Genomic DNA, 18,027 nt, shown 5'->3' with positions numbered 1-18,027 from the left:
AATCCAGCTGGGGATGTACGACGTGTTGAAGCTCGCGGTCGCAACCACGAACCGCCAATCAAAGCTGCGATTTTAACCGCCATTTTCCACGAACAGTCACCGCCATGCGGAAACGACGCAGTGCGACCCCGGCGCAACGACGCATGCCATGGCACGCCAGGAACCCGTCAAACCAGCCCGCAAGGCGGGATCACGCGGTGGCGCGGTGGCCGGTTCAGGCGGTGGTTGAGCTTGCTGCAACCATCCGGCGCCCGGCGGCGCCGGCGGGCTCGCTGCTGCCCGTCCCGTGAATCGCCCCGCGCCCCGGAACCCGTCCCGCTCCGCGCCCGAGGCTGCGGACAGTCCAGCCTTCCGCCTCCCACGCGGATGGATCGAGCGCGTTGCGGGCGTCCAGCAGCGTCCGGCGTCGAACGAGCGCTCCGGCGGAGGCGGGGGAGAGTGCGAGGTACTCGTCCCATTCGGTCAACAGCAGCACGAGTTCCGCGCCCTCCAGCGCCTGGGCGGTGGAGGGCTCGAAGCGCAGCTGCGGGTAGCGCTGCCAGGCGTTGTTGATGGCGGCAGGATCCGTGGCCGTGACGTGCGCGCCGGCAGCGGCGAGCTGCTGGGCCACGTCGAGGGCGGGGGAGTCGCGGATGTCGTTGGTGTCCGGCTTGAAGGCGGCGCCGAGCACGGTGATCCGGCGGCCGCCGAGCTGGCCTCCGCACAGTTCGCGGGCCAGCTCCACGGTGCGGGAGCGCTGGTCCTGGTTGACGGAGTCCACCACGTCCATCCAGCGGTCCACCGACGGCACGCCGAGGGCCTGTGCCTGGACCCGGAGGGAGCGTATGTCCTTGGGCAGGCAGCCGCCGCCGAAGCCCAGGCCGGCGTGCAAGTAGCGGCCGCCGATGCGCGGATCCAGGCCCATTGCTCCGGCCAGCTGGGTCACGTCCGCGCCGGAGGCGTCGCAGAGCTCGGCCATGGCGTTGATGAAGCTGAGCTTGGTGGCCAGGTACGCGTTCGACGCCGACTTGATCAGTTCCGCGGTGGCGAAGTTGCACACCAGCCGCGGGATCCCGGCCGCCAGCAGGGGCTCGTAGACGGCGTCAAGGGCGGCGGTGACGGCGACGGCACTGTTCTTTCCGGCACTGTTCTTCCCGGCGGTGATTCTCCCCGTGCTGCCGGCGGGGTTGTCCGGGACGCCGTAGACCAGCCGGTCCGGCACGAGGGAATCCTTGACCGCCGTGCCTTGGCGCAGGAATTCCGGGTTCCAGCCGAGCAGCACGTCCGGCCGGGCGGACAGCACCCCGCGGAGCATGTCCACCGTGCCGACGGGAACCGTGGACTTGCCCACGACGGCGGCACCCGGCAGCAGGTGCGGGAGCAGCGCCTCGGTGGCGGCGACGAGGTAGCTGAGGTCGGCGCCGTCGGACGTCTTGGACTGCGGCGTGCCGACGCAGAGGAAATGCAGCGCGGCGCCGGCCGCGTCGGCAATGTCCGCCGAGAAGCTGAGCCGTCCGGTGGCGCGGCCGTGCTGCAGGAGCTCGTCCAGCCCGGGCTCGAAGAAGGGGGCAACGCCCCTGCCGAGCTGCTCCACCTTGGAGGGGTCGACGTCGATCCCCGCCACGGTGTGTCCCATCGAAGCCAGAGTGGCGGCGTGCACGGCACCAAGGTAGCCGCAACCGATCACGGAAATTCTCACAGGGTTGCTCCTGACATGGGGGTGGACTGAGTGGGGGTGGACTGAGTGGGTGTGGGTTCGGAATCCCGGCGAGCTCGATCACCGGCGGTTTCGGACATGACGGCCTGGTAGTGCCGGACCAGCTCGGCGCCCAGGACAGGCCACGTCCGGCCCTGGACCGAGGCGTGGGCCGCCGCGGCGAACGCCCGGCGCTTGGCGTCGTCGCCCGTCAGGTCCGCCACCCTCGCCCGCAGCCCGGCCAGGTCGCCGGGCTCGTAGAGCCAGCCGGTGCGGGAGTTCTCCACGAGGTCCAGCGGTCCGCCGCGTCCCGTGGCCACCACCGGCACGCCCGAGGCCATGGCTTCCTGGATGGTCTGGCAGAAGGTCTCCAACTCGCCCGGGTGCACGAACAGGTCGAAGGACGCCACCGCGCGCGCCAGGTCCTCGCCGTCGAGGAAACCGGTGAACACCGCCTGCGGCAAAACCGCCTGGAGGGCCTGCTGTTGCGGTCCGTCGCCCACAACCACCAGCCGCGTTCCGGGAATATCGGCCAGCACCGCGAGGTCTTCCACCTGCTTCTCGACGGCGAGCCGGCCGACGTAGCCGATGATGCGCTCGCCGTCCGGGGCCACGGAAGCCCGCCAGCCGTCGTCGCGCTTGTCCGGGCTGAACCGCCGGGTGTCGACGCCGCGGCGCCACATGTCCACGCGCGGAATGCCACGGCCGCGGAGCTGGTTGAACGCGAACGTCGAGGGGACCAGCGTGCGGGCGGCCAGCAGGTGGATGTTTTCCACCCGGTTCCAGGCCCAGTTCTCCAGGAACGGGACGCCGTACCGTGCCGCGTAGCTGGGGACCTCGGTCTGGTAGATGGCCACGCTGGGGATGCCGAGCTGGTGCGCGGCCTGCGCCGCACGCCAGCCGAGCACGAACGGGGACGCCAGGTGGACCACGTCGGGCGCAAAATCGGCAAGGATTCGCTTGACCCGATAGACACCGCCCAACGCCACCCGCACATTCGCGTAGCCGGACAGCGGCACCGAGGGCAGCCGATGGACATGCGCACCGCAGACCTCTGCAGGAACGTCAGCGTCCTGCGTGGACGGCGCGATCACCAGCACCTCGTCCCCGCGCTCCTGCAGATGCTCCAGGACCCGCAGAATGGAATGCGTTACGCCGTTCATGAGCGGCAGGAATGATTCGGCCACGATTGCGATCCTCACCCCTCCACGGTGGGGGCGCGTGCTGTCCGGCCGGGGGAGTGGGCGTGACGGGTGGGGGAAGAGTGGGTTAACAGGAGGGCGCCGCCGCCCCGCACCACCCTTCCGGTGGCGCGGGTGGCCCGTCAGCGGAATCTTTCAGTCAGTGGAACTTGTTGGGGAAGGCGCCGATGAGTCCGGCGCTGAGATCGTCCGCCATCATCATCATGTGTGCCTCGGCCTGGTCGTAAACGGCAATCCCGTGGGCGTACCTCCCGGCCAATTCGTCGCCGCCGTACACGATGGTCTGGTCAATATGCCCCTTCATCATGTCCCGCATGTGGTCCTGCGGCCAGAACCTGGGGTTGGCCTTGGCGAGGAAGTCGGCGATCTCCTGGGCGTTCGCATAGACGGCGGTGGTTGCCGATTTGAGGGCTGCTGGGGCATTGGCCTTCGCCGCTTGGAACAGCGCCACGAAGTCCGTGATGTGGGCCTTCAGCAAGGTGGTCAGTTGCTCGCCGGCAGCGCTGCCGTAGAACGGCTTGATCGCGTTGCCGATGTCCACCTGGTTCTGCAGCAGCCGCGGGGCGGTGGTGGGGAAGCCAGCGGAGCCGGCGGCGAACTCGACGACGGCGAGCCGCGTCCACTCCATATGCTGCGCCCACAGCGTGCGCATGCTCTGGCGGAGGGCGGTCTGCGAAGCGGAAATGTTGCCGGAATTGGCGTCAGTGCTGGCGGAGTGATCGTGGGCGAGGGCAAGAACAGGCGCCTCCTGGGCGCCAGCGGCGGGTTGGAGGCCCTGCGCCGGGGAGTAGGCGATCAGCAGACCGGTCAGCAAGGCCAGCACGGCCAGCGGCGCGGCACTCCAGAGGCGCCGCGGACGCGAAGTGAAGTAAGTCATGACATGTCGTCCTGTCTTTGCGTTGGGGAAACGCCGGCGCCTCCGGAGGGCCAGGGAATGGCTGACGCTGCTGAAGTGTGCCGGTTGGGCGAAGGCGTCCATGGCAAGTTAGTAGCGGCCCGACGGCGGATCTTACCGGGGGCGGCCACCGGACTTTGGGAGGGGGAATCCGGGTACGGGCTGCAAGGAATGCCTTCAGTTTTCCGGGTAAGCCGGCCGATGCCTCAGACACTAACTGGATATGAGAAACCATCATTCTGTCCCCCCGGCAGCCGGTGCGGCCGATGGGAATATCCCCTCCCCGGAAGCCAGTGGCAGGGACCTGGACAGTACCGTCGCCTGGCGCCGAAGGCTGCTGCGGTCGGCAGGATTTCCTGATAGTCTGGCGCACCTGCTGGCAGCAACGCCCGGGACGGACATTCATGCCCTGCTCAATCTGGTGGACCGCGGCCGCCCGCCGGAACTGGCGGCCCGAATTCTCGGGCCGCGCCCTGACCCCGGATGGCGGGAGTGAGCGGATGGCTTCCTTGGATGGCCCCGAGCTGGCGGACGCGGATCCTGTACGGACGGAACGGGCCCCGGACACGTGGGTGGAACTGCTCAGCTCGCCGGGACCGGGCCGCGACGAGGCGTTGGCCAGCCTGCACGGACTCCTGCTGAAAGCCGCCCGCCATCAGGTGTCGCAGATGCTGTCTCGGCTGCCGGCCATCGGCCAGGCGCGCTGGGACGATGTGGTCAACCAGGCGGCGGACGAGGCCATGCTCGCGGTGCTGGCAAAGCTGCCCAGCTTCCAAGGCCGGAGCCAGTTCACCACCTGGGCCTACAAATTCGGCATCCTGCACGCCGCCGTGGAGGTCCGTCGCAACCTGTGGCGCAACCGCGAGGTCCCGCTGGAGAACATGCCGGAGCCGGCCGCCGTCGGGAGCTCCCCCGAACTGCTTGCCGAAGCAGCCGACTTTTCCAGCGCCGTCAGCAGCGCCATCGACCAGGTGCTGACGGCCCATCAGCGCAGGGTGGTGCTGGCGCTGCTCGTTGACGACGTACCGGTCGATGTTCTCGCCGACAGGCTGGGCACCACGCGCAATGCCCTGTACAAGACGCTCCACGACGCCCGGGGCCGGCTCCGCACGCGGTTGACGGTTGACGGTTACCTGGTGCCCACCACAGCGAAGGAGGTGATCCCATGACCAGATCGCACCGGTCGTTGTCGAGGGAGGCGGCCGCCCGGCTCACCGTGGCCGCAGAGCCCTGGCTGTCCTGCGATGACTGCTTCGAGCAGATTGACGAGTACGTCGAGCAGGTGCTGGCTGGCACAGCCGTGAGCGTGCCGGCCATGCGCGCCCACCTGATCGGGTGTGCCGCCTGTGGTGAGGAAGCCCGGTCCCTGCTGCTTCTGGTGGCGGAGGACGAGGGGATAGATCCAGGCCCCGGACTACGCCGCCTCACCTACCGGTAACATTTTTCTCAGTCGCCCGGGCCCTTCTTGAGGACGTCCGGCAGTTCATCAACGTAGAGGGTTTGCGGCGGCTCGTAGTAGATGACCAGGACCTCCTCGCCCACTGCGAAGACACTGGTCTTGTCGAAGGGGTGGGCGTGGAACGCGCTGGTGCCGCCCCGGAACGGCAGCATGACTTCGCCGATGGTGCCCGGCCCGATGCGTCCGGTAACCCGTCCGATCCTGCCGGTGAGGCTGTGGTCAACGTCTTTATGCATCGGGGCGTTTCGGGGGCTGTTTGGTTGCTTCCTTGCCGTTCCGGAGCGCGGACCGGAGGGCCGGAAGGTAATCGCCCACCTGGGCCAGGATGCCGCCGATCATGCGGTTGACGCCTTCGCCGCCGTTGAGGACGGTGAGCTGCCCCACATGGGCAAACGGTTCGGCCGCGGCCGCGATGATGGCGGGCATGTTCTCGGCGAGCTGCTGGGAGATGACGGCCTCCTGGTTGGTTCCCAGGGCTTCGGCCCGTGCCTTGATGCCGTCCGCCTCGGCCAAGGCCTTGGCTTTGATGGCGGAGGCGGCGGCATCACCGCGTGCTTTCGTGGCCGCCGCCTCCGCTTCGCCGGTGACCCGGGTGGCTCCGGCGGCGGCTGCCGCGGCCGTGGCGTTGGCCTGGGCCTGCAGTTCCGTACGCCTGGCGTTGGCCTGTGCTTCAAGTTCCGTGCGCCGGGCCAGCGCTTCGGCCGCGCTGATGTCGGCCGACTTCTGGCCTTCGGCATCGGTGCGCTTGGCGTAGGCCTTGGCATCGGCTGGCTTGCGGACGGTGGTCTGCAGCTTTTGCTCCTCACGGTCCGCCTCGAGCTTGGCCACTTCAGTCTCCTGGACCACCACCTGCTGGCGGGCTGTCGCATCGGCGAGCGGCCCGGCCTGGGCGGCATTCGCCTTCGCCCGTTCGGCGTTGGCCTGTGCCACGGACTGCCGGATCGCCGAGATACTCTGTGCGTCGGCAATCTGCGCCTCCGCTTCGGCTTCCTTTTCCGCTGCCTCACGGTTTCTGGTGGCCTCGGCGATGCGCGCCTCCATCTTGACCTGGGCAATATGCGGTTTGGCGATGTTCTGGATGTAGCCCGTAGGATCCTGCAGGTCCTTGATCTGCAGCGAATCCACCACCAGACCGAGCTTTTCCATTTCAACACCGCTGGCGCCGCGGACTTGCGATGCCAGTTTGTCTCGCTCGCGGATGATTTCTTCCATCGTCATGCTGCCGATGATGGAGCGCAGGTGCCCTTCAAAGACGTTGTACACCTGGCTTTCCATTTTGGGCTGCTGGCCGAGGAACCGCCGGGCGGCATTGGCGATGAAAGGCGGGGCGTCCCCGATCTTGTAGATGACCACGCCCTCGACAACCACCTGGATGCCCTGTGACGTCACGCAGGAAACCTTGAGCTCGGTTTCGTTCAGGGTCAGGGACAAGGTCCGCACGGTCTGCAGCCCGGGCAATACGAGGGCTCCCTTGCCGGTGACAATCTTGAAGTCCATGCCCTCCCTGGTGTCCAGGGTTCCCCGGGTCAGCCCCGAAATGATGAGGGCCTCATTCGGCTCGGCCACCTTCCACATCAGTTTTGTGGCAATCCAAATAACGCCGACGACGACGATCGCCCCAATGAGCGTGGAGACAAGCGGAAGGAATGCTGACACATCCGGCATATCCGGTCCTTTCACGATGCTGGAAAAGGTATGCGGCCAAGCCCCCCAACGAGGCCGCTGACAGAACCCGGCCGGACTTGAATGCGGAAGGCGGGGCCGCCAAGTCAGCTGTTGTAGACAGTCTGTGTGGCTCTTCGTCGGGAAGTCCATAGCGCGGTGCCGGTTTTTTGCTGTCGGCACGGCGGCGAGGGACAAGCCGCTAGTCTCCCAGCATCTTCCGTGCTGCCTGCTGGGCCTCAAGTTCCCCGGGCGAGACGGTGCCTCCGCGCAGGAACCCAGCGCCGCCGATGATCCGGCGCAGCTCGGCCACCGTGCGCGGGGTGCCGACGCCGAGGTGTGCCATGGCGTGGCAGTTGGCGCAGAGCGGCACCAGGTCCGTGACCGGATCCAGTTGATAGCCACTGCCCAGCTGAGATGCCGGCACGAGGTGGTGGACGTGGTTGAAGTCTTTGCCTATCTCTCCGTAGGCGACTTCGAAGGAGAACCCGCAGGCCGCGCAGCTGGTGCCATGATGCGCCATGCAGGCGCGCCGGGCCTCCGCGCTTCTCTCGTAGCGGTTGGCGTCCACCCGGGTGACCGCGGCTTCCGGGTAGGTGCCGGGGACGGGCTGCGTGGGATCGGCGCCCTGCGGCGGCCCGAAGTCGCTCCAGACCGCCCGGATCGCCGCCTCGTCGCTTGGCCCGAGGGATTCGCCGGAACCGGGGACCGCATCCCACGGGACTCCGGGCACGGCCTCGTTGAGGACCGCTGCGGGAACCTGTTCGCCGAGGGGGAGGAGGGCATCGAAGGCCACCAGCACGGACAGCTCCCCGGTCCCGGTCTCCGCCTGCTCCGGCGCGGGTCCGGGGTGCTCCGAGACCACGACCCCGTGGCCGATCATTCCGCCGGCGTGGCCGCCCTGCAGGACCAGCCAGGCATCGGCGCCCGCCGGGATGTTCCGGTGCTGGCCCACGCCCCAACGCTCCACGCGCAGGCCGGTGGCCGCGACCTGGTCCACCGCTGCCGGGTAGTTCCAGCGGTCCCAGCTGTCAGGGTTCCATCCCAGGATGATGGCTGTCATCTGGCTATTCTCGCAGTAGTCAACGGCAGTAAAATTAATTTAGAGGTGTTGGACATGACTGGATCCATTGCAGTCTTTCTGATCATCCTGGCAGCGGTCGTCCTGCTCGCGGTCGCTGGCACGGTGGTGGTTGTCATCCGCGACGGCCGTGGCCAGGTTCCGGCGGAGAAATCGGAGCGCCCGTGGACGGCGGGAAACCTGCCGAGCCTGCCGTACTCCCTCATCCGCTTTTAGCTGCGGCGATCCCTCGTCGATGATTCCGCTCCGCAACGCCTGTTGGCGGTCGCGGGCCGCAATGTGCCCGCTCGCGCCGATCCCTCGAGGCTTCGGATCTCGCTGAGGGCAATAAAGGCGGGCTCGCCGCGGTGGGCGTGGAACAGCGCGAGGCACCGGATGAGCCGGTCGAAGCGGTCGAGCACCGGCTGTGGACCGTCGGCCAGCGCTGCCGTGCTTCGGTCCCACAGCTCCCTCATGGCTTCACCGTCGAGTGCCACGCGCAGCGGGATAGACCATCGCTCAGGCGTATCGACGGGAGATGTCGACCGCCCACCCGCGGAACCGTCCGCCGTCGTCCGCCGGACATAGGGAAGCTGGTGCAGCCGCCGCGAGGCAACTGCACCAGCAGGTAGTACGAATTTTCAGATTGCTATGAAACGTTACTCATTCGCGGCTCCCTTTTTCCCGGTGTTCACTTACCGGGTTTGTGCGTCGTCAGCCAGATGCCTCGACATCAGCCAACCGGCGCCAACCATTGCCACGCCCAGCACCATGTGGGTCCAGTTGTCCATGGTGTTCAGCGAAAGGAAGTTGGCCGCCGACCCCACGCCGACGATAAGCCCAAAAACGCTAAGGACGATGTACAGCAGACCGAAGCCCATGAGGAAATTCCGGGCGCCCATGGCGTTCCGGGACATGACCCAGCCGGTGGCGCCGATCGCGAGCTGAACGATATTCAGCAACATCGACACCTGGAACAGGTTCAGGAACATGGCCCTGGAATCGGGCCCGAAGAACCTTAGTTCGCTGTACTGCGTCGTGATGCCCGGGATGAACCCGAGGACACCTACGACAATGAGGACGATACCTACACCCATGCCGACATTCTGAACATCTGTCCGTCCGAAGTGAATGCCATGTGCATGTGGAGATGCGGTAGTCATGTTCTGCCTCCAACCACTGATTGCGGACACTCCAATTTTACGGCGGGCCTCTGGAAAAAGCTCGCTCAGTCACTGTGCCGAATTCCGGTTCTTGAGCCTGTCGCGACGCTCCGCAGGCCCGTGCATGGCACCATGGAACACGATGAAACTGCGCGCTGATCAGACCGGAGGACGTGGGCTTCCGATGCCCTTGTGGCTGCAGGGAGCCCTCGAATCCGCGCAGGCAGCGGTCATCTCCGCCCTGGTGGTGGCGGCCCCGATCATCGCGGTGTGGGCCACGGCCGGTTTCCAGAACGGCGGCGCCGATGTCCTCGCGCGGCTCGCCGGCCAGGCCTGGCTGCTGATCCACGGCGTTCCGCTGATGCTGGACACCGTGGGAGCCGGCGCCGCAGCCCTGCCGGTATCGGGGGCCCTCTCGCTGATTCCGCTGGGATTGACCCTCATCCCGTTCCTGCTCGCCTGGCGTGCCGGCCGCCGGCTGGCACGGGCCTCCTACACGGACCAGCTCTGGCAGGCGTTGCTGGGATCCTGGCTCGTCTACGCCGGCTTCGGACTGGCCACGGGCTTCATCTGCCGCACCTCCGACGTCGGCATCAGCCTCTGGTCCGCGGCGCTGTCCCCGCTGGTGCCGTTTGCGCTTGGCATGGTGATCGGCGTCCGCCGGGAGGCCGGTTCGTGGAGCCGGCTGATCGGCGTCGACGCGGTGGCCTGGCTGTCCAAAACCAGCCAGCACTCGCGCTGGGCCGGCTCCTACCTCGGTTCCGCGATCAAGGCCGGCTCCGTGGCGCTGATGGCGAGCCTGGCGATGTCCGCCGTGCTGCTCGCCGTCGACCTGTTCATCCACTGGAACCTGATCGTCGCCGTCTATGAAGCGCTCGACGCCGGAGCCATGGGAGGAGCGGTGCTCACCATCGCGCAGCTCGGCTTCGTGCCCAACCTTGCGGTGTTCGCGCTCGCCTGGATTTCCGGCTCCGGGTTCGCGCTGGGCGTCGGATCCCAGGCCGGGGCGCTCGGCACCGCCGTCGGGCCGCTGCCCTCCATCCCGGTGTTCGCGGCCCTGCCCGCCGGTTCGCTGGACTACGGCTTCGCCGCCCTGGTGGTGCCGGTTCTCGCGGGGACCCTGGCCGGCTGGTGGTTCCTGCGCGAAGGCGAAAACCACTTCGACGAATGGCTGTCCATCAAGATCCGCGCCCGCTGGTTCACCGCGGCGGCCTCCACCCTGGTCCTGGGCGTCATGATCGGCAGCGTTGCCGGGCTGTTCGCCGCTGGGCTGGCCTGGCTGGCCCGCGGCTCCGCCGGTGTGGGGCGGCTCACGGACATCGGCCCGGACCCGTTCCGGACGGCGCTGTTCGTGGCCGCGGAGGTGGGGATCGGCGTCGTGATCGGCTACGCGGCGGGACCCTGGCTGGAACGCCAGCAGAAGCTGCGCGAAGCGGACCTCGAACCCGCCGCCAACTAGCGCAGCTGCACCGGCATCGACCTGTCCAGCTGCGTCCTGCACCCGGAAGAGGCCTGCTCGGTGAGGGCGTGGCGGACGCACTGCTGGTAGTCCCGGACCTGGGTGAAGAACAGCGCCGAGGTGAGCACCAGCAGCACCTGCACCGCCGCGACCACCAGCCCGGAAATCGCCCCGAAAAGCACGAGCCTGGACTCCTTGAGCTTCGCGGCCCGGACCAGGACCATGATGCCGAGCACGATGGCGGCCGCGGTGAGGATCGCGCTCAGCCACAGGTAGTTGATGTCCAGCTGGTACACGAAGAACGATCCCAGGACCACCACGACGAAGGTGCGGAACAGAATGTGCGTCTTCAGCAGCGAGGCCTTGGCCGCGTCGCTGAGCGGCCGCTGGCTCCGCCGGCTGTCCTGCCTGCCGTCGGGCTCGTTCGGGGGAATCATGTTTTCCAGCCTACGCGAGCGGCCCCATAAGCTAGGACAATGCGCATAGTTGTCCTCGTTTCCGGCACCGGCTCCAACCTCCAGGCCGTCATCGACGCCGTGACAGAGGGCAGGCTCGACGTCGAGATCGCCGCCGTCGGCGCCGACCGGCCGGGGACTTACGGCGTCGAGCGATCTGCCGCGGCCGGAATCCCGACCTTCGTGGTGGACTTCAAGGCGTACCCGGACCGGGCGGCTTGGAACGAGGCGCTCACCGAAGCGGTGGCGGGGTTTGAACCGGATGTGGTGGTGTCCTCGGGGTTCATGCGGATCGTCAGCGCCGGCTTCATCGATGCCTTCGGCGGCAAGTACCTGAACACCCACCCGGCGCTGCTGCCGTCCTTTCCCGGCGCCCACGGGGTGCGCGACGCCCTCGCCTACGGCGTGAAGGTCACCGGCTGCACGGTGCACTGGGCCGACGCGGGCGTGGACACGGGCCCCATCATCGCGCAGGAGGCCGTGGCGGTCGGGGAGGGCGAGGGCGAGGAGTCCCTGCACGAGCGCATCAAGGTGGTGGAGCGCCGGCTGCTCGTGTCCGCGCTGGCCTCCCTGGCGGTCGCTGAGAAGTCACCCAAGTAGCTCGCAGTAGTTGTCGTTTAGAGCGCTCCAAACGACAACTACTGCGAGCTACTTGGGCCATGCCAGCGTTACTCGAGCCGGCGCTGCTTGGTCTCGGGGGAGAAGAAGGCCATCCACAGCACGGAGACCAGCACCAGCCCGCCGGCCAGGGCGAACGAGGTCGCCAGCCCCAGCTCCGGCCACAGGAAGGCCGCGAAGACCAGCGGCCCGAAGCCGGCGCCGAGCCGTGAAAACGTCGAGGCCCAGCCGAAGCCCGAGCCGCGCAGCTCGGTCGGATACAGCTCGGAAACGTAGGCGTAGAGCACGGGGATGGCCACCTGCACCACGAAGCCGAACACCAGCAGCCAGAACACGGCCGCCGTCGGGATGTCCACCACGATCGCCACGATCACCAGGGTCAGCGCGGACAGCGGGCCGGTGATGGCCAGGATCCACTTCCGGCCCACCCGTTCCACCAGCAGTGCGGCCACCACCACGCCGAGGAGCCCGACGGCGGCCATGGAGGCGGTGGTGAGGAAGGCCTTGTACTCCTCGAAGCCGGCGCCGATCAGGATCCGCGGCATCCAGGTCAGGGACAGGTAGTAGACCAGCAGGATGCTGAAGAACAGCGACCAGGCCGCCGTCGTGATCTTCCAGCTGAACTTCCACAGCAGGCGCAGCTGGGTCCATGCGCTGCCCGCGGAAAGCCGCGGGGTGTCCTGGGCCTCGGGCAGGCTGTAGGCGCGGGGCTCGGCGCCGGTGGCGTCGACCAGGTGGTCGATCACCTTGGCGGCCTCCTCGCGGCGGCCCTTGCGGATCAGGAACAGGGGGGACTCGGGGACGCTGCGCCGGATCCAGAACACGAGCAGTGCGGGAAGCACCATGACGAGCATGGTCAGCCGCCAGTCGGCGAAGGCCGCGATGAGGCCGGCGGAGACGAAGCCGCAGAGTGCTGCGCCGATCGGCCACCAGCCGTCCATCGCCGTGAGGACCCGGCCGCGCTGCTTGCGGGGCGTGAATTCGCCCACCAGCGCGTAGTCCACCGGGATGCAGCCGCCCAGGCCGAACCCGGCCATGAAGCGGAACACGCAGAACCAGAGGAAGTCGGGGGAGAAGGCGCCGAGCACGGTGAAGAGCGAGAAGATCAGCAAGGTGGCGGTGAAGGCCTTCTTGCGTCCGATGGTGTCCGCGATGGTGCCCCAGATGAAGGCGCCGAGTGCCATGCCGATCAGGTTCGAGGCGCCGATCCAGGCGGCCTCGCCCGGGCTGAGGGACCAGTGCTTCGAAAGCAGCGGAATCAGGATGCCGTTGAGCGTGACGTCCCAGGCGTCGAACATGAAACCCAGTCCGCCGATCAGGAAAATCCGTCCCTGCACTTTCCAGCGCCACGGCAGTTCCTGGACCACCTGTTCGCCGCTCGGCACAGTGGTGTAAGTATTCATCTCAGCCTCCTATGAAAACTCTACGTCGCGGCGCGCGTCCGGGCGTGTGCTTCACACTCCGGCGCGCGCTTCACACTCCGGTGCGCGCGAAGCGCCCACGCCGTGACGCGATAAACTGGGCCCATCCCCACCACCCGCGGCCGCGCCGCGATATAAGACGGAGACTTTTGTGAGCTTTACGCCGCTTGACCGTGTATCCATCGACCGTGTTCCCATTCGCCGGGCCCTGATCTCGGTCTACGACAAGACCGGCCTGGAGGAGCTCGCCAAGGGCCTGCACGCCGCCGGCGTCAAGATCGTCTCCACCGGCTCCACGGCCAAGAAGATCGCCGCCGCGGGGATCCCGGTGCAGGAAGTCGAGGAGGTCACCGGCTCACCGGAAATGCTCGACGGCCGCGTCAAGACCCTGCACCCGCGCGTCCACGGCGGCATCCTCGCGGACCGCCGCGTCCCGGCGCACATGGAGACCCTCCGGTCCATGGACATCGAGCCGTTCGACCTCGTCGTCGTGAACCTCTACCCCTTCGTCGAGACCGTGAAATCCGGCGCCGCGCAGGACGACGTCGTCGAGCAGATCGACATCGGCGGCCCCGCGATGGTCCGTTCGGCAGCGAAGAACCACGCCGCCGTCGCGATCGTGGTGGACCCGTCCTCCTACGGTTCCGTGGTGGAGGCCGCCGCCGCCGGCGGTTTTGACCTGAAGACCCGGCGCCGGCTTGCCGCCAAGGCCTTCGCGCACACCGCCACCTACGACAACGCCGTGGCCACCTGGACCGCGAGCCAGTTCCTCGATGAGGACGGCGACGGCGTCATCGACTGGCCCGCCTACGCCGGCCTCGCGCTGGAGCGCTCCGAGGTGCTCCGCTACGGCGAAAACCCGCACCAGCAGGCCGCCCTGTACGTGGACAAGGCCGCGCCGGCCGGCATCGCCCAGGCCGACCAGCTGCACGGCAAGGCGATGAGCTACAACAACTTCGTCGACGCCGACGCCGCTCTCCGCGCCGCCTTCGACTTTGCCGAGCCCGCCGTGGCGATCATCAAGCACGCCAACCCCTGCGGCGTGGCCGTGGGTTCCGCCTCGGCCGCGGATCCGATCGCCGACGCCCACGCCAAGGCCCACGCCTGCGATCCGGTTTCCGCGTTCGGCGGCGTGATCGCGGCCAACCGCACCGTCACCGCCGGCATGGCGCGCACCGTGGCGGAGATCTTCACCGAGGTTGTCATCGCGCCGGGCTTCGAGGACGCGGCCGTGGAGATCCTGTCCAAGAAGAAGAACATCCGCCTCCTGGCCCTGCCCGAGGGCTACGGCCGCTACCCGTCCGAGATCCGCCAGGTCTCCGGCGGCGTGCTGGTGCAGGTGGCGGACAAGGTCGACGCCGACGGCGACAACCCCGCCAGCTGGACCCTGGCCGCCGGCGAGGCAGCGGACGCCGCCACCTTGGCCGACCTCGCGTTCGCCTGGACCGCCTGCCGCGCCGCCAAGTCCAACGCCATCCTGCTCGCTGCCGATGGTGCGGCCGTGGGGATCGGAATGGGCCAGGTCAACCGGCTGGATTCCTGCAAGCTCGCTGTCGAGCGGGCCAACTCGCTGGGCGTCACCGTGACGTCCGACGTCGATGCCGCCGGCGGCGCTTCTGGTGCCTCAAATGCAGATGCGGGCGGGGCGCCGGCGGGCGGTGCGCCGGAGCGCGCCCGCGGTGCCGTGGCGGCGTCGGACGCGTTCTTCCCGTTCGCCGATGGGCTGCAGATCCTGATCGACGCCGGCGTCCGCGCCGTGGTCCAGCCCGGCGGATCCGTCCGGGACGAGGAAGTCATCGCCGCGGCCAACGCCGCCGGCATCACGATGTACTTCACCGGAGCCCGCCACTTCTTCCACTAGGACCATCGCGGTTCCGTGGTTTCCCCCGGTTCCCAAGCTTTGTGGTTCCCCGGTTCCCCGGTTCCCCGCGCCGCCAAGAATGGACATGCCCTCCCTCCCCGGAGGACATGTCCATTTTTCGTGACCAGGGCTGCGCATATTGGGATTGTGCCCCCACCTGGTCCCGACAGGGGGACATGTCCGGTGGCGGCGCAGGTGCGGACGGGAACCCGGGCGGGGGACATGCTCATTGTTTGCGCCACCGGCTGGGCACATCAGATTTATCTCCACGCGGCGTCCCCGGCGGGGGACATGTCCGGTGGTGGTGCGGGTGCGGACGGGAGCCGGGCGGTGGTGGCGCGGGTGTGGACGGGAACCCGGGCGGGGGACATGCTCATTGTTTGCGCCAGCGGCTGGGCGCATCAGGTTTATGACCACGCGCCGTCCCGGCGGGGGGACATGTCCGGTGGCGGTGCGGGTGCGGAGGGGAACCCGGGCGGGGGACATGCTCATTGTTCGCGCCAGCGGCTGGGCGCATCAGGTCTGTGTCCATGCCCCGTCCCGAGAGGGGACATGTCCGGTGGTGGCGCGGGTGCGGACGGGAGCCCGGGCGGGGGGACTGGAGCAACTGGTCAATTCTTGTCACAGCTTGTTGCGAGGTCATGGAGAGACAGCCGGACGACGCCGGTAGGCGGCAATCCGGCGACCTCGGGTAGGTTAGAGGTGTCGAAATAAGACAAGATTCCGGAAATACCCAGACCTTCAGGGAGACGCCCGAGCAATGGCCAAGATTATCTATACCCACACCGACGAAGCGCCGATGCTGGCCACCTATTCGTTCTTGCCGATTGTCGGGGCGTTCGCTTCGACGGCCGGTGTGGAAGTGGAGACCCGCGACATTTCGCTAGCCGGCCGCATCATCGCCGCGTTCGGCGACTACCTCACCGAAGAGCAGCACGTCAGCGATGCCTTGGCAGAACTGGGCGGGCTCGTCAAGAAGCCCGAAGCCAACATCATCAAGCTGCCGAACATCAGCGCTTCGACACCGCAGCTGAAGGCCGCCGTCGCGGAACTCCGGGGCCAAGGCTACGCCCTCCCGGATTACCCGGACAACCCCGCCTCGGACGACGAGACGGACATCCGGTCCCGCTACGACAAGATCAAGGGTTCCGCCGTCAACCCGGTGCTGCGCGAAGGCAACTCCGACCGCCGCGCGCCGCTCTCGGTCAAGGCGTACGCCCGCCAGAACCCGCACAGCATGGGCGCCTGGACCTCCGGGTCGAAGACCAACGTCGCCACGATGGACGCCGGTGACTTCCGCTCCAACGAGAAGTCCGTGGTCATCAAGGCCGACGGCAACGTCAAGATCCAGCTGGTCAAGGACGACGGCACGGTCAAGGTCCTCAAGCGCGCCTTCCCGGTGCTGGCCGGCGAGATCATCGACGGCACCGTCATGCGCGCCGCAGCCCTGGATGAGTTCCTCGCCGCCCAGGTGGAACGGGCCAAAGAAGAGGGCGTGCTCTTCTCCGCACACCTCAAGGCCACCATGATGAAGGTCTCCGACCCGATCATCTTCGGGCACGTCGTCAAGGCGTACTTCGCCGAGCTCTTCGACACCTACGGCGCCCAGATCGCCGCCGCCGGGCTGAGCCCGAACAACGGCCTGGCCTCCATCCTCAACGGACTCGAGGATCTTCCCGAGGAGATCCGCGGCGAGGTCGAAGCTGCCATCAAGAAGGGCCTGAACGAAGGCCCCGAGTTGGCCATGGTGGATTCGGACAAGGGAATCACCAACCTGCACGTGCCGTCCGACGTGATCGTGGACGCCTCCATGCCGGCCATGATCCGCAGCTCCGGCCACATGTGGGGCCGCGACGGACAGGAAGCCGACACCCTCGCCGTCCTGCCGGACAGCAGCTACGCCGGCATCTACCAGGTGGTCATCGATGACTGCCGCGCCCACGGCGCCTTCGATCCGACCACCATGGGCACCGTCCCGAACGTCGGCCTGATGGCCCAGGCCGCCGAGGAATACGGCAGCCACGACAAGACCTTCGAGATCCAGTCCGCCGGGACCGTCCAGATCATCGACGACGCCGGCACTGTGCTGATTGAACACCAGGTGGCCCCCGGCGACGTCTGGCGCGCGTGCCAGACCAAGGATGTGCCGATCCGTGACTGGGTCAAGCTGGCCGTCACCCGCGCCCGTGCCTCCGCCATGCCGGCCGTCTTCTGGCTGGACAAGGGCCGTGCCCACGACGCCCAGATGATCGCCAAGGTCGAGGAATACCTCAAGGACCACGACACCGAGGGCCTGCAGCTCGAGATCATGTCCCCGGACGAAGCCACGGCCTTCACCCTGGAGCGCGTCCGCAAGGGCGAGGACACCATCTCGGTGACCGGCAATGTGCTGCGCGACTACCTCACGGACCTGTTCCCGATCCTGGAACTGGGCACCAGCGCCAAGATGCTCTCGGTCGTTCCGCTGATCAACGGCGGCGGGCTCTTCGAGACCGGCGCCGGCGGTTCCGCCCCGAAGCACGTCCAGCAGCTGCTCAAGGAAAACCACCTCCGGTGGGACAGCCTGGGTGAGTTCCTGGCCCTGGCCGTGAGCTTCGAACACCTCGCCACCAGCACCGGAAACGCCCGCGCCCAGATCCTGGCCGATACCCTGGACCGTGCCACCGGCACCTTCCTGCTCGAGGACAAGTCCCCCAAGCGCAAGGCCGGCGAGCTGGACAACCGCGGCAGCCACTTCTACCTGGCCAAGTTCTGGGCCCAGGAGCTCTCCCGCCAGGACGACGACGCCGAGCTGGCCGCCGCTTTCGCTGCGGTCTCCGGCGCGCTGGACTCCAACGAGGACACCATCGTCGGCGAGCTTCTCGCCGTCCAGGGCTCCCCGGTCGACATCGGGGGCTACTACCGCCCCGATGAGGCCAAGGTCTCCGCAGTGATGCGCCCCTCGGCAAAGTTCGGCGAAGTGTTGTCCATGCTGGGCTAAGCACCACGCCCGCGCGCGGGCGCCTGATGAGCGCACCGCCTGAACGGCGCACCGGAGTTCCCGGTGCGCCGTTCAGGCGTTTAAGGGTTCGCTGCCACCGGGGCCTGATCCTCCGAA

General features: G+C 67.7%; 16 protein-coding genes. 7 read left to right on the top strand and 9 right to left on the bottom strand.

Annotated elements, in window-relative coordinates; translation table 11 throughout:
- Positions 1-214: 214 nt before the first annotated feature.
- From ABIB26_RS11515 to ABIB26_RS11505, 3 genes are all read right to left on the bottom strand, one after another.
- The gene (locus ABIB26_RS11515) at positions 215-1,678 is read right to left on the bottom strand and encodes a UDP-glucose dehydrogenase family protein (RefSeq protein WP_354242827.1); all 1,464 of its coding nucleotides are present in this window, start codon (positions 1,676-1,678) and stop codon (positions 215-217) included.
- The gene (locus ABIB26_RS11510; RefSeq protein WP_354242824.1) at positions 1,675-2,877 is read right to left on the bottom strand and encodes a glycosyltransferase family 4 protein; all 1,203 of its coding nucleotides are present in this window, start codon (positions 2,875-2,877) and stop codon (positions 1,675-1,677) included. The genes ABIB26_RS11515 and ABIB26_RS11510 overlap by 4 nt, the downstream gene beginning before the upstream one ends.
- A 139-nt stretch (positions 2,878-3,016) precedes the next feature.
- Positions 3,017-3,754, bottom strand: coding sequence for a hypothetical protein (locus ABIB26_RS11505; RefSeq protein ID WP_354242821.1), 738 nt, complete (start codon positions 3,752-3,754; stop codon positions 3,017-3,019).
- Between the two features lie 518 nt (positions 3,755-4,272).
- Between ABIB26_RS11505 and ABIB26_RS11500 the strand changes: the two genes are divergently transcribed.
- Positions 4,273-4,941, top strand: coding sequence for an RNA polymerase sigma factor (locus ABIB26_RS11500; protein WP_354242818.1), 669 nt, complete (start codon positions 4,273-4,275; stop codon positions 4,939-4,941).
- Positions 4,938-5,210: a hypothetical protein gene (locus tag ABIB26_RS11495; protein ID WP_354242815.1), complete on the top strand. Its 273-nt coding sequence runs from the start codon at positions 4,938-4,940 to the stop codon at positions 5,208-5,210. The genes ABIB26_RS11500 and ABIB26_RS11495 overlap by 4 nt, the downstream gene beginning before the upstream one ends.
- Before the next feature lie 8 nt (positions 5,211-5,218).
- Here the strand turns inward: ABIB26_RS11495 and ABIB26_RS11490 are convergent, their stop codons facing one another.
- From ABIB26_RS11490 to ABIB26_RS11480, 3 genes are all read right to left on the bottom strand, one after another.
- Complete coding sequence (locus tag ABIB26_RS11490; protein WP_354242812.1) at positions 5,219-5,467, bottom strand: NfeD C-terminal domain-containing protein; 249 nt, start codon at positions 5,465-5,467, stop codon at positions 5,219-5,221.
- Positions 5,460-6,896, bottom strand: a complete 1,437-nt coding sequence (locus tag ABIB26_RS11485) for a flotillin family protein (protein ID WP_354242809.1) — start codon at positions 6,894-6,896, stop codon at positions 5,460-5,462. Before ABIB26_RS11485 ends, ABIB26_RS11490 begins: the two co-directional genes overlap by 8 nt.
- 199 nt (positions 6,897-7,095) lie before the next feature.
- Entirely contained in the window at positions 7,096-7,956 is an 861-nt protein-coding gene (locus tag ABIB26_RS11480) for an HNH endonuclease (RefSeq protein ID WP_354242806.1), read from the bottom strand.
- A 54-nt stretch (positions 7,957-8,010) separates the two neighbouring features.
- On the opposite strand from ABIB26_RS11480, the gene ABIB26_RS11475 reads away from it, so the two are divergent.
- On the top strand, positions 8,011-8,190 hold the full coding sequence (locus tag ABIB26_RS11475) for a hypothetical protein (RefSeq protein WP_354242803.1): 180 nt from the start codon (positions 8,011-8,013) through the stop codon (positions 8,188-8,190).
- 458 nt (positions 8,191-8,648) lie between these two features.
- Here ABIB26_RS11475 and ABIB26_RS11470 read toward each other — a convergent pair whose 3' ends face one another.
- Positions 8,649-9,116 (bottom strand): DUF4383 domain-containing protein, encoded by a 468-nt coding sequence (locus tag ABIB26_RS11470; protein ID WP_354242800.1) that lies wholly within the window; start codon positions 9,114-9,116, stop codon positions 8,649-8,651.
- Between the two features lie 142 nt (positions 9,117-9,258).
- Between ABIB26_RS11470 and ABIB26_RS11465 the strand changes: the two genes are divergently transcribed.
- Positions 9,259-10,575 carry a cell division protein PerM gene (locus ABIB26_RS11465; protein WP_354242797.1) on the top strand — a complete coding sequence of 439 codons (1,317 nt, stop codon included), beginning with the start codon at positions 9,259-9,261 and terminating at the stop codon, positions 10,573-10,575.
- Here the strand turns inward: ABIB26_RS11465 and ABIB26_RS11460 are convergent.
- Positions 10,572-11,012 carry a hypothetical protein gene (locus ABIB26_RS11460; protein ID WP_354242794.1) on the bottom strand — a complete coding sequence of 147 codons (441 nt, stop codon included), beginning with the start codon at positions 11,010-11,012 and terminating at the stop codon, positions 10,572-10,574. The genes ABIB26_RS11465 and ABIB26_RS11460 overlap by 4 nt on opposite strands.
- A gap of 39 nt (positions 11,013-11,051) precedes the next feature.
- Between ABIB26_RS11460 and purN the strand changes: the two genes are divergently transcribed.
- The gene (gene purN, locus ABIB26_RS11455; RefSeq protein WP_354242792.1) at positions 11,052-11,630 is read left to right on the top strand and encodes a phosphoribosylglycinamide formyltransferase; all 579 of its coding nucleotides are present in this window, start codon (positions 11,052-11,054) and stop codon (positions 11,628-11,630) included.
- 68 nt (positions 11,631-11,698) lie between these two features.
- Here purN and ABIB26_RS11450 read toward each other — a convergent pair whose 3' ends face one another.
- On the bottom strand, positions 11,699-13,051 hold the full coding sequence (locus ABIB26_RS11450; protein ID WP_354242789.1) for an MFS transporter: 1,353 nt from the start codon (positions 13,049-13,051) through the stop codon (positions 11,699-11,701).
- Between the two features lie 169 nt (positions 13,052-13,220).
- On the opposite strand from ABIB26_RS11450, the gene purH reads away from it, so the two are divergent.
- Positions 13,221-14,930, top strand: coding sequence for a bifunctional phosphoribosylaminoimidazolecarboxamide formyltransferase/IMP cyclohydrolase (gene purH, locus ABIB26_RS11445; protein WP_354242786.1), 1,710 nt, complete (start codon positions 13,221-13,223; stop codon positions 14,928-14,930).
- Between the two features lie 760 nt (positions 14,931-15,690).
- Positions 15,691-17,910, top strand: coding sequence for an NADP-dependent isocitrate dehydrogenase (locus ABIB26_RS11440; protein WP_354242784.1), 2,220 nt, complete (start codon positions 15,691-15,693; stop codon positions 17,908-17,910).
- The last annotated feature ends 117 nt before the right edge of the window (positions 17,911-18,027 follow it).

Origin of the sequence: Arthrobacter sp. UYEF20 (assembly GCF_040546335.1) — a bacterium.
GTDB lineage: Bacteria > Actinomycetota > Actinomycetes > Actinomycetales > Micrococcaceae > Arthrobacter.
The sequence above is the reverse complement of the archived record's forward strand: the minus strand, read 5'-3'. Positions and strand labels throughout refer to the sequence as shown.

What these genes read in the sequence shown, in the direction of transcription:
- ABIB26_RS11505 (WP_354242821.1), bottom strand. Translation starts at nt 3,754, where the DNA reads ATGACTTACTTCACTTCGCGTCCGCGGCGCCTCTGGAGTGCCGCGCCG.
- ABIB26_RS11500 (WP_354242818.1), top strand. Translation starts at nt 4,273, where the DNA reads ATGGCTTCCTTGGATGGCCCCGAGCTGGCGGACGCGGATCCTGTACGG.
- ABIB26_RS11495 (WP_354242815.1), top strand. Translation starts at nt 4,938, where the DNA reads ATGACCAGATCGCACCGGTCGTTGTCGAGGGAGGCGGCCGCCCGGCTC.
- ABIB26_RS11490 (WP_354242812.1), bottom strand. Translation starts at nt 5,467, where the DNA reads ATGCATAAAGACGTTGACCACAGCCTCACCGGCAGGATCGGACGGGTT.
- ABIB26_RS11485 (WP_354242809.1), bottom strand. Translation starts at nt 6,896, where the DNA reads ATGCCGGATGTGTCAGCATTCCTTCCGCTTGTCTCCACGCTCATTGGG.
- ABIB26_RS11480 (WP_354242806.1), bottom strand. Translation starts at nt 7,956, where the DNA reads ATGACAGCCATCATCCTGGGATGGAACCCTGACAGCTGGGACCGCTGG.
- ABIB26_RS11475 (WP_354242803.1), top strand. Translation starts at nt 8,011, where the DNA reads ATGACTGGATCCATTGCAGTCTTTCTGATCATCCTGGCAGCGGTCGTC.
- ABIB26_RS11470 (WP_354242800.1), bottom strand. Translation starts at nt 9,116, where the DNA reads ATGACTACCGCATCTCCACATGCACATGGCATTCACTTCGGACGGACA.
- ABIB26_RS11465 (WP_354242797.1), top strand. Translation starts at nt 9,259, where the DNA reads ATGAAACTGCGCGCTGATCAGACCGGAGGACGTGGGCTTCCGATGCCC.
- ABIB26_RS11460 (WP_354242794.1), bottom strand. Translation starts at nt 11,012, where the DNA reads ATGATTCCCCCGAACGAGCCCGACGGCAGGCAGGACAGCCGGCGGAGC.
- purN (WP_354242792.1), top strand. Translation starts at nt 11,052, where the DNA reads ATGCGCATAGTTGTCCTCGTTTCCGGCACCGGCTCCAACCTCCAGGCC.
- ABIB26_RS11450 (WP_354242789.1), bottom strand. Translation starts at nt 13,051, where the DNA reads ATGAATACTTACACCACTGTGCCGAGCGGCGAACAGGTGGTCCAGGAA.
- ABIB26_RS11440 (WP_354242784.1), top strand. Translation starts at nt 15,691, where the DNA reads ATGGCCAAGATTATCTATACCCACACCGACGAAGCGCCGATGCTGGCC.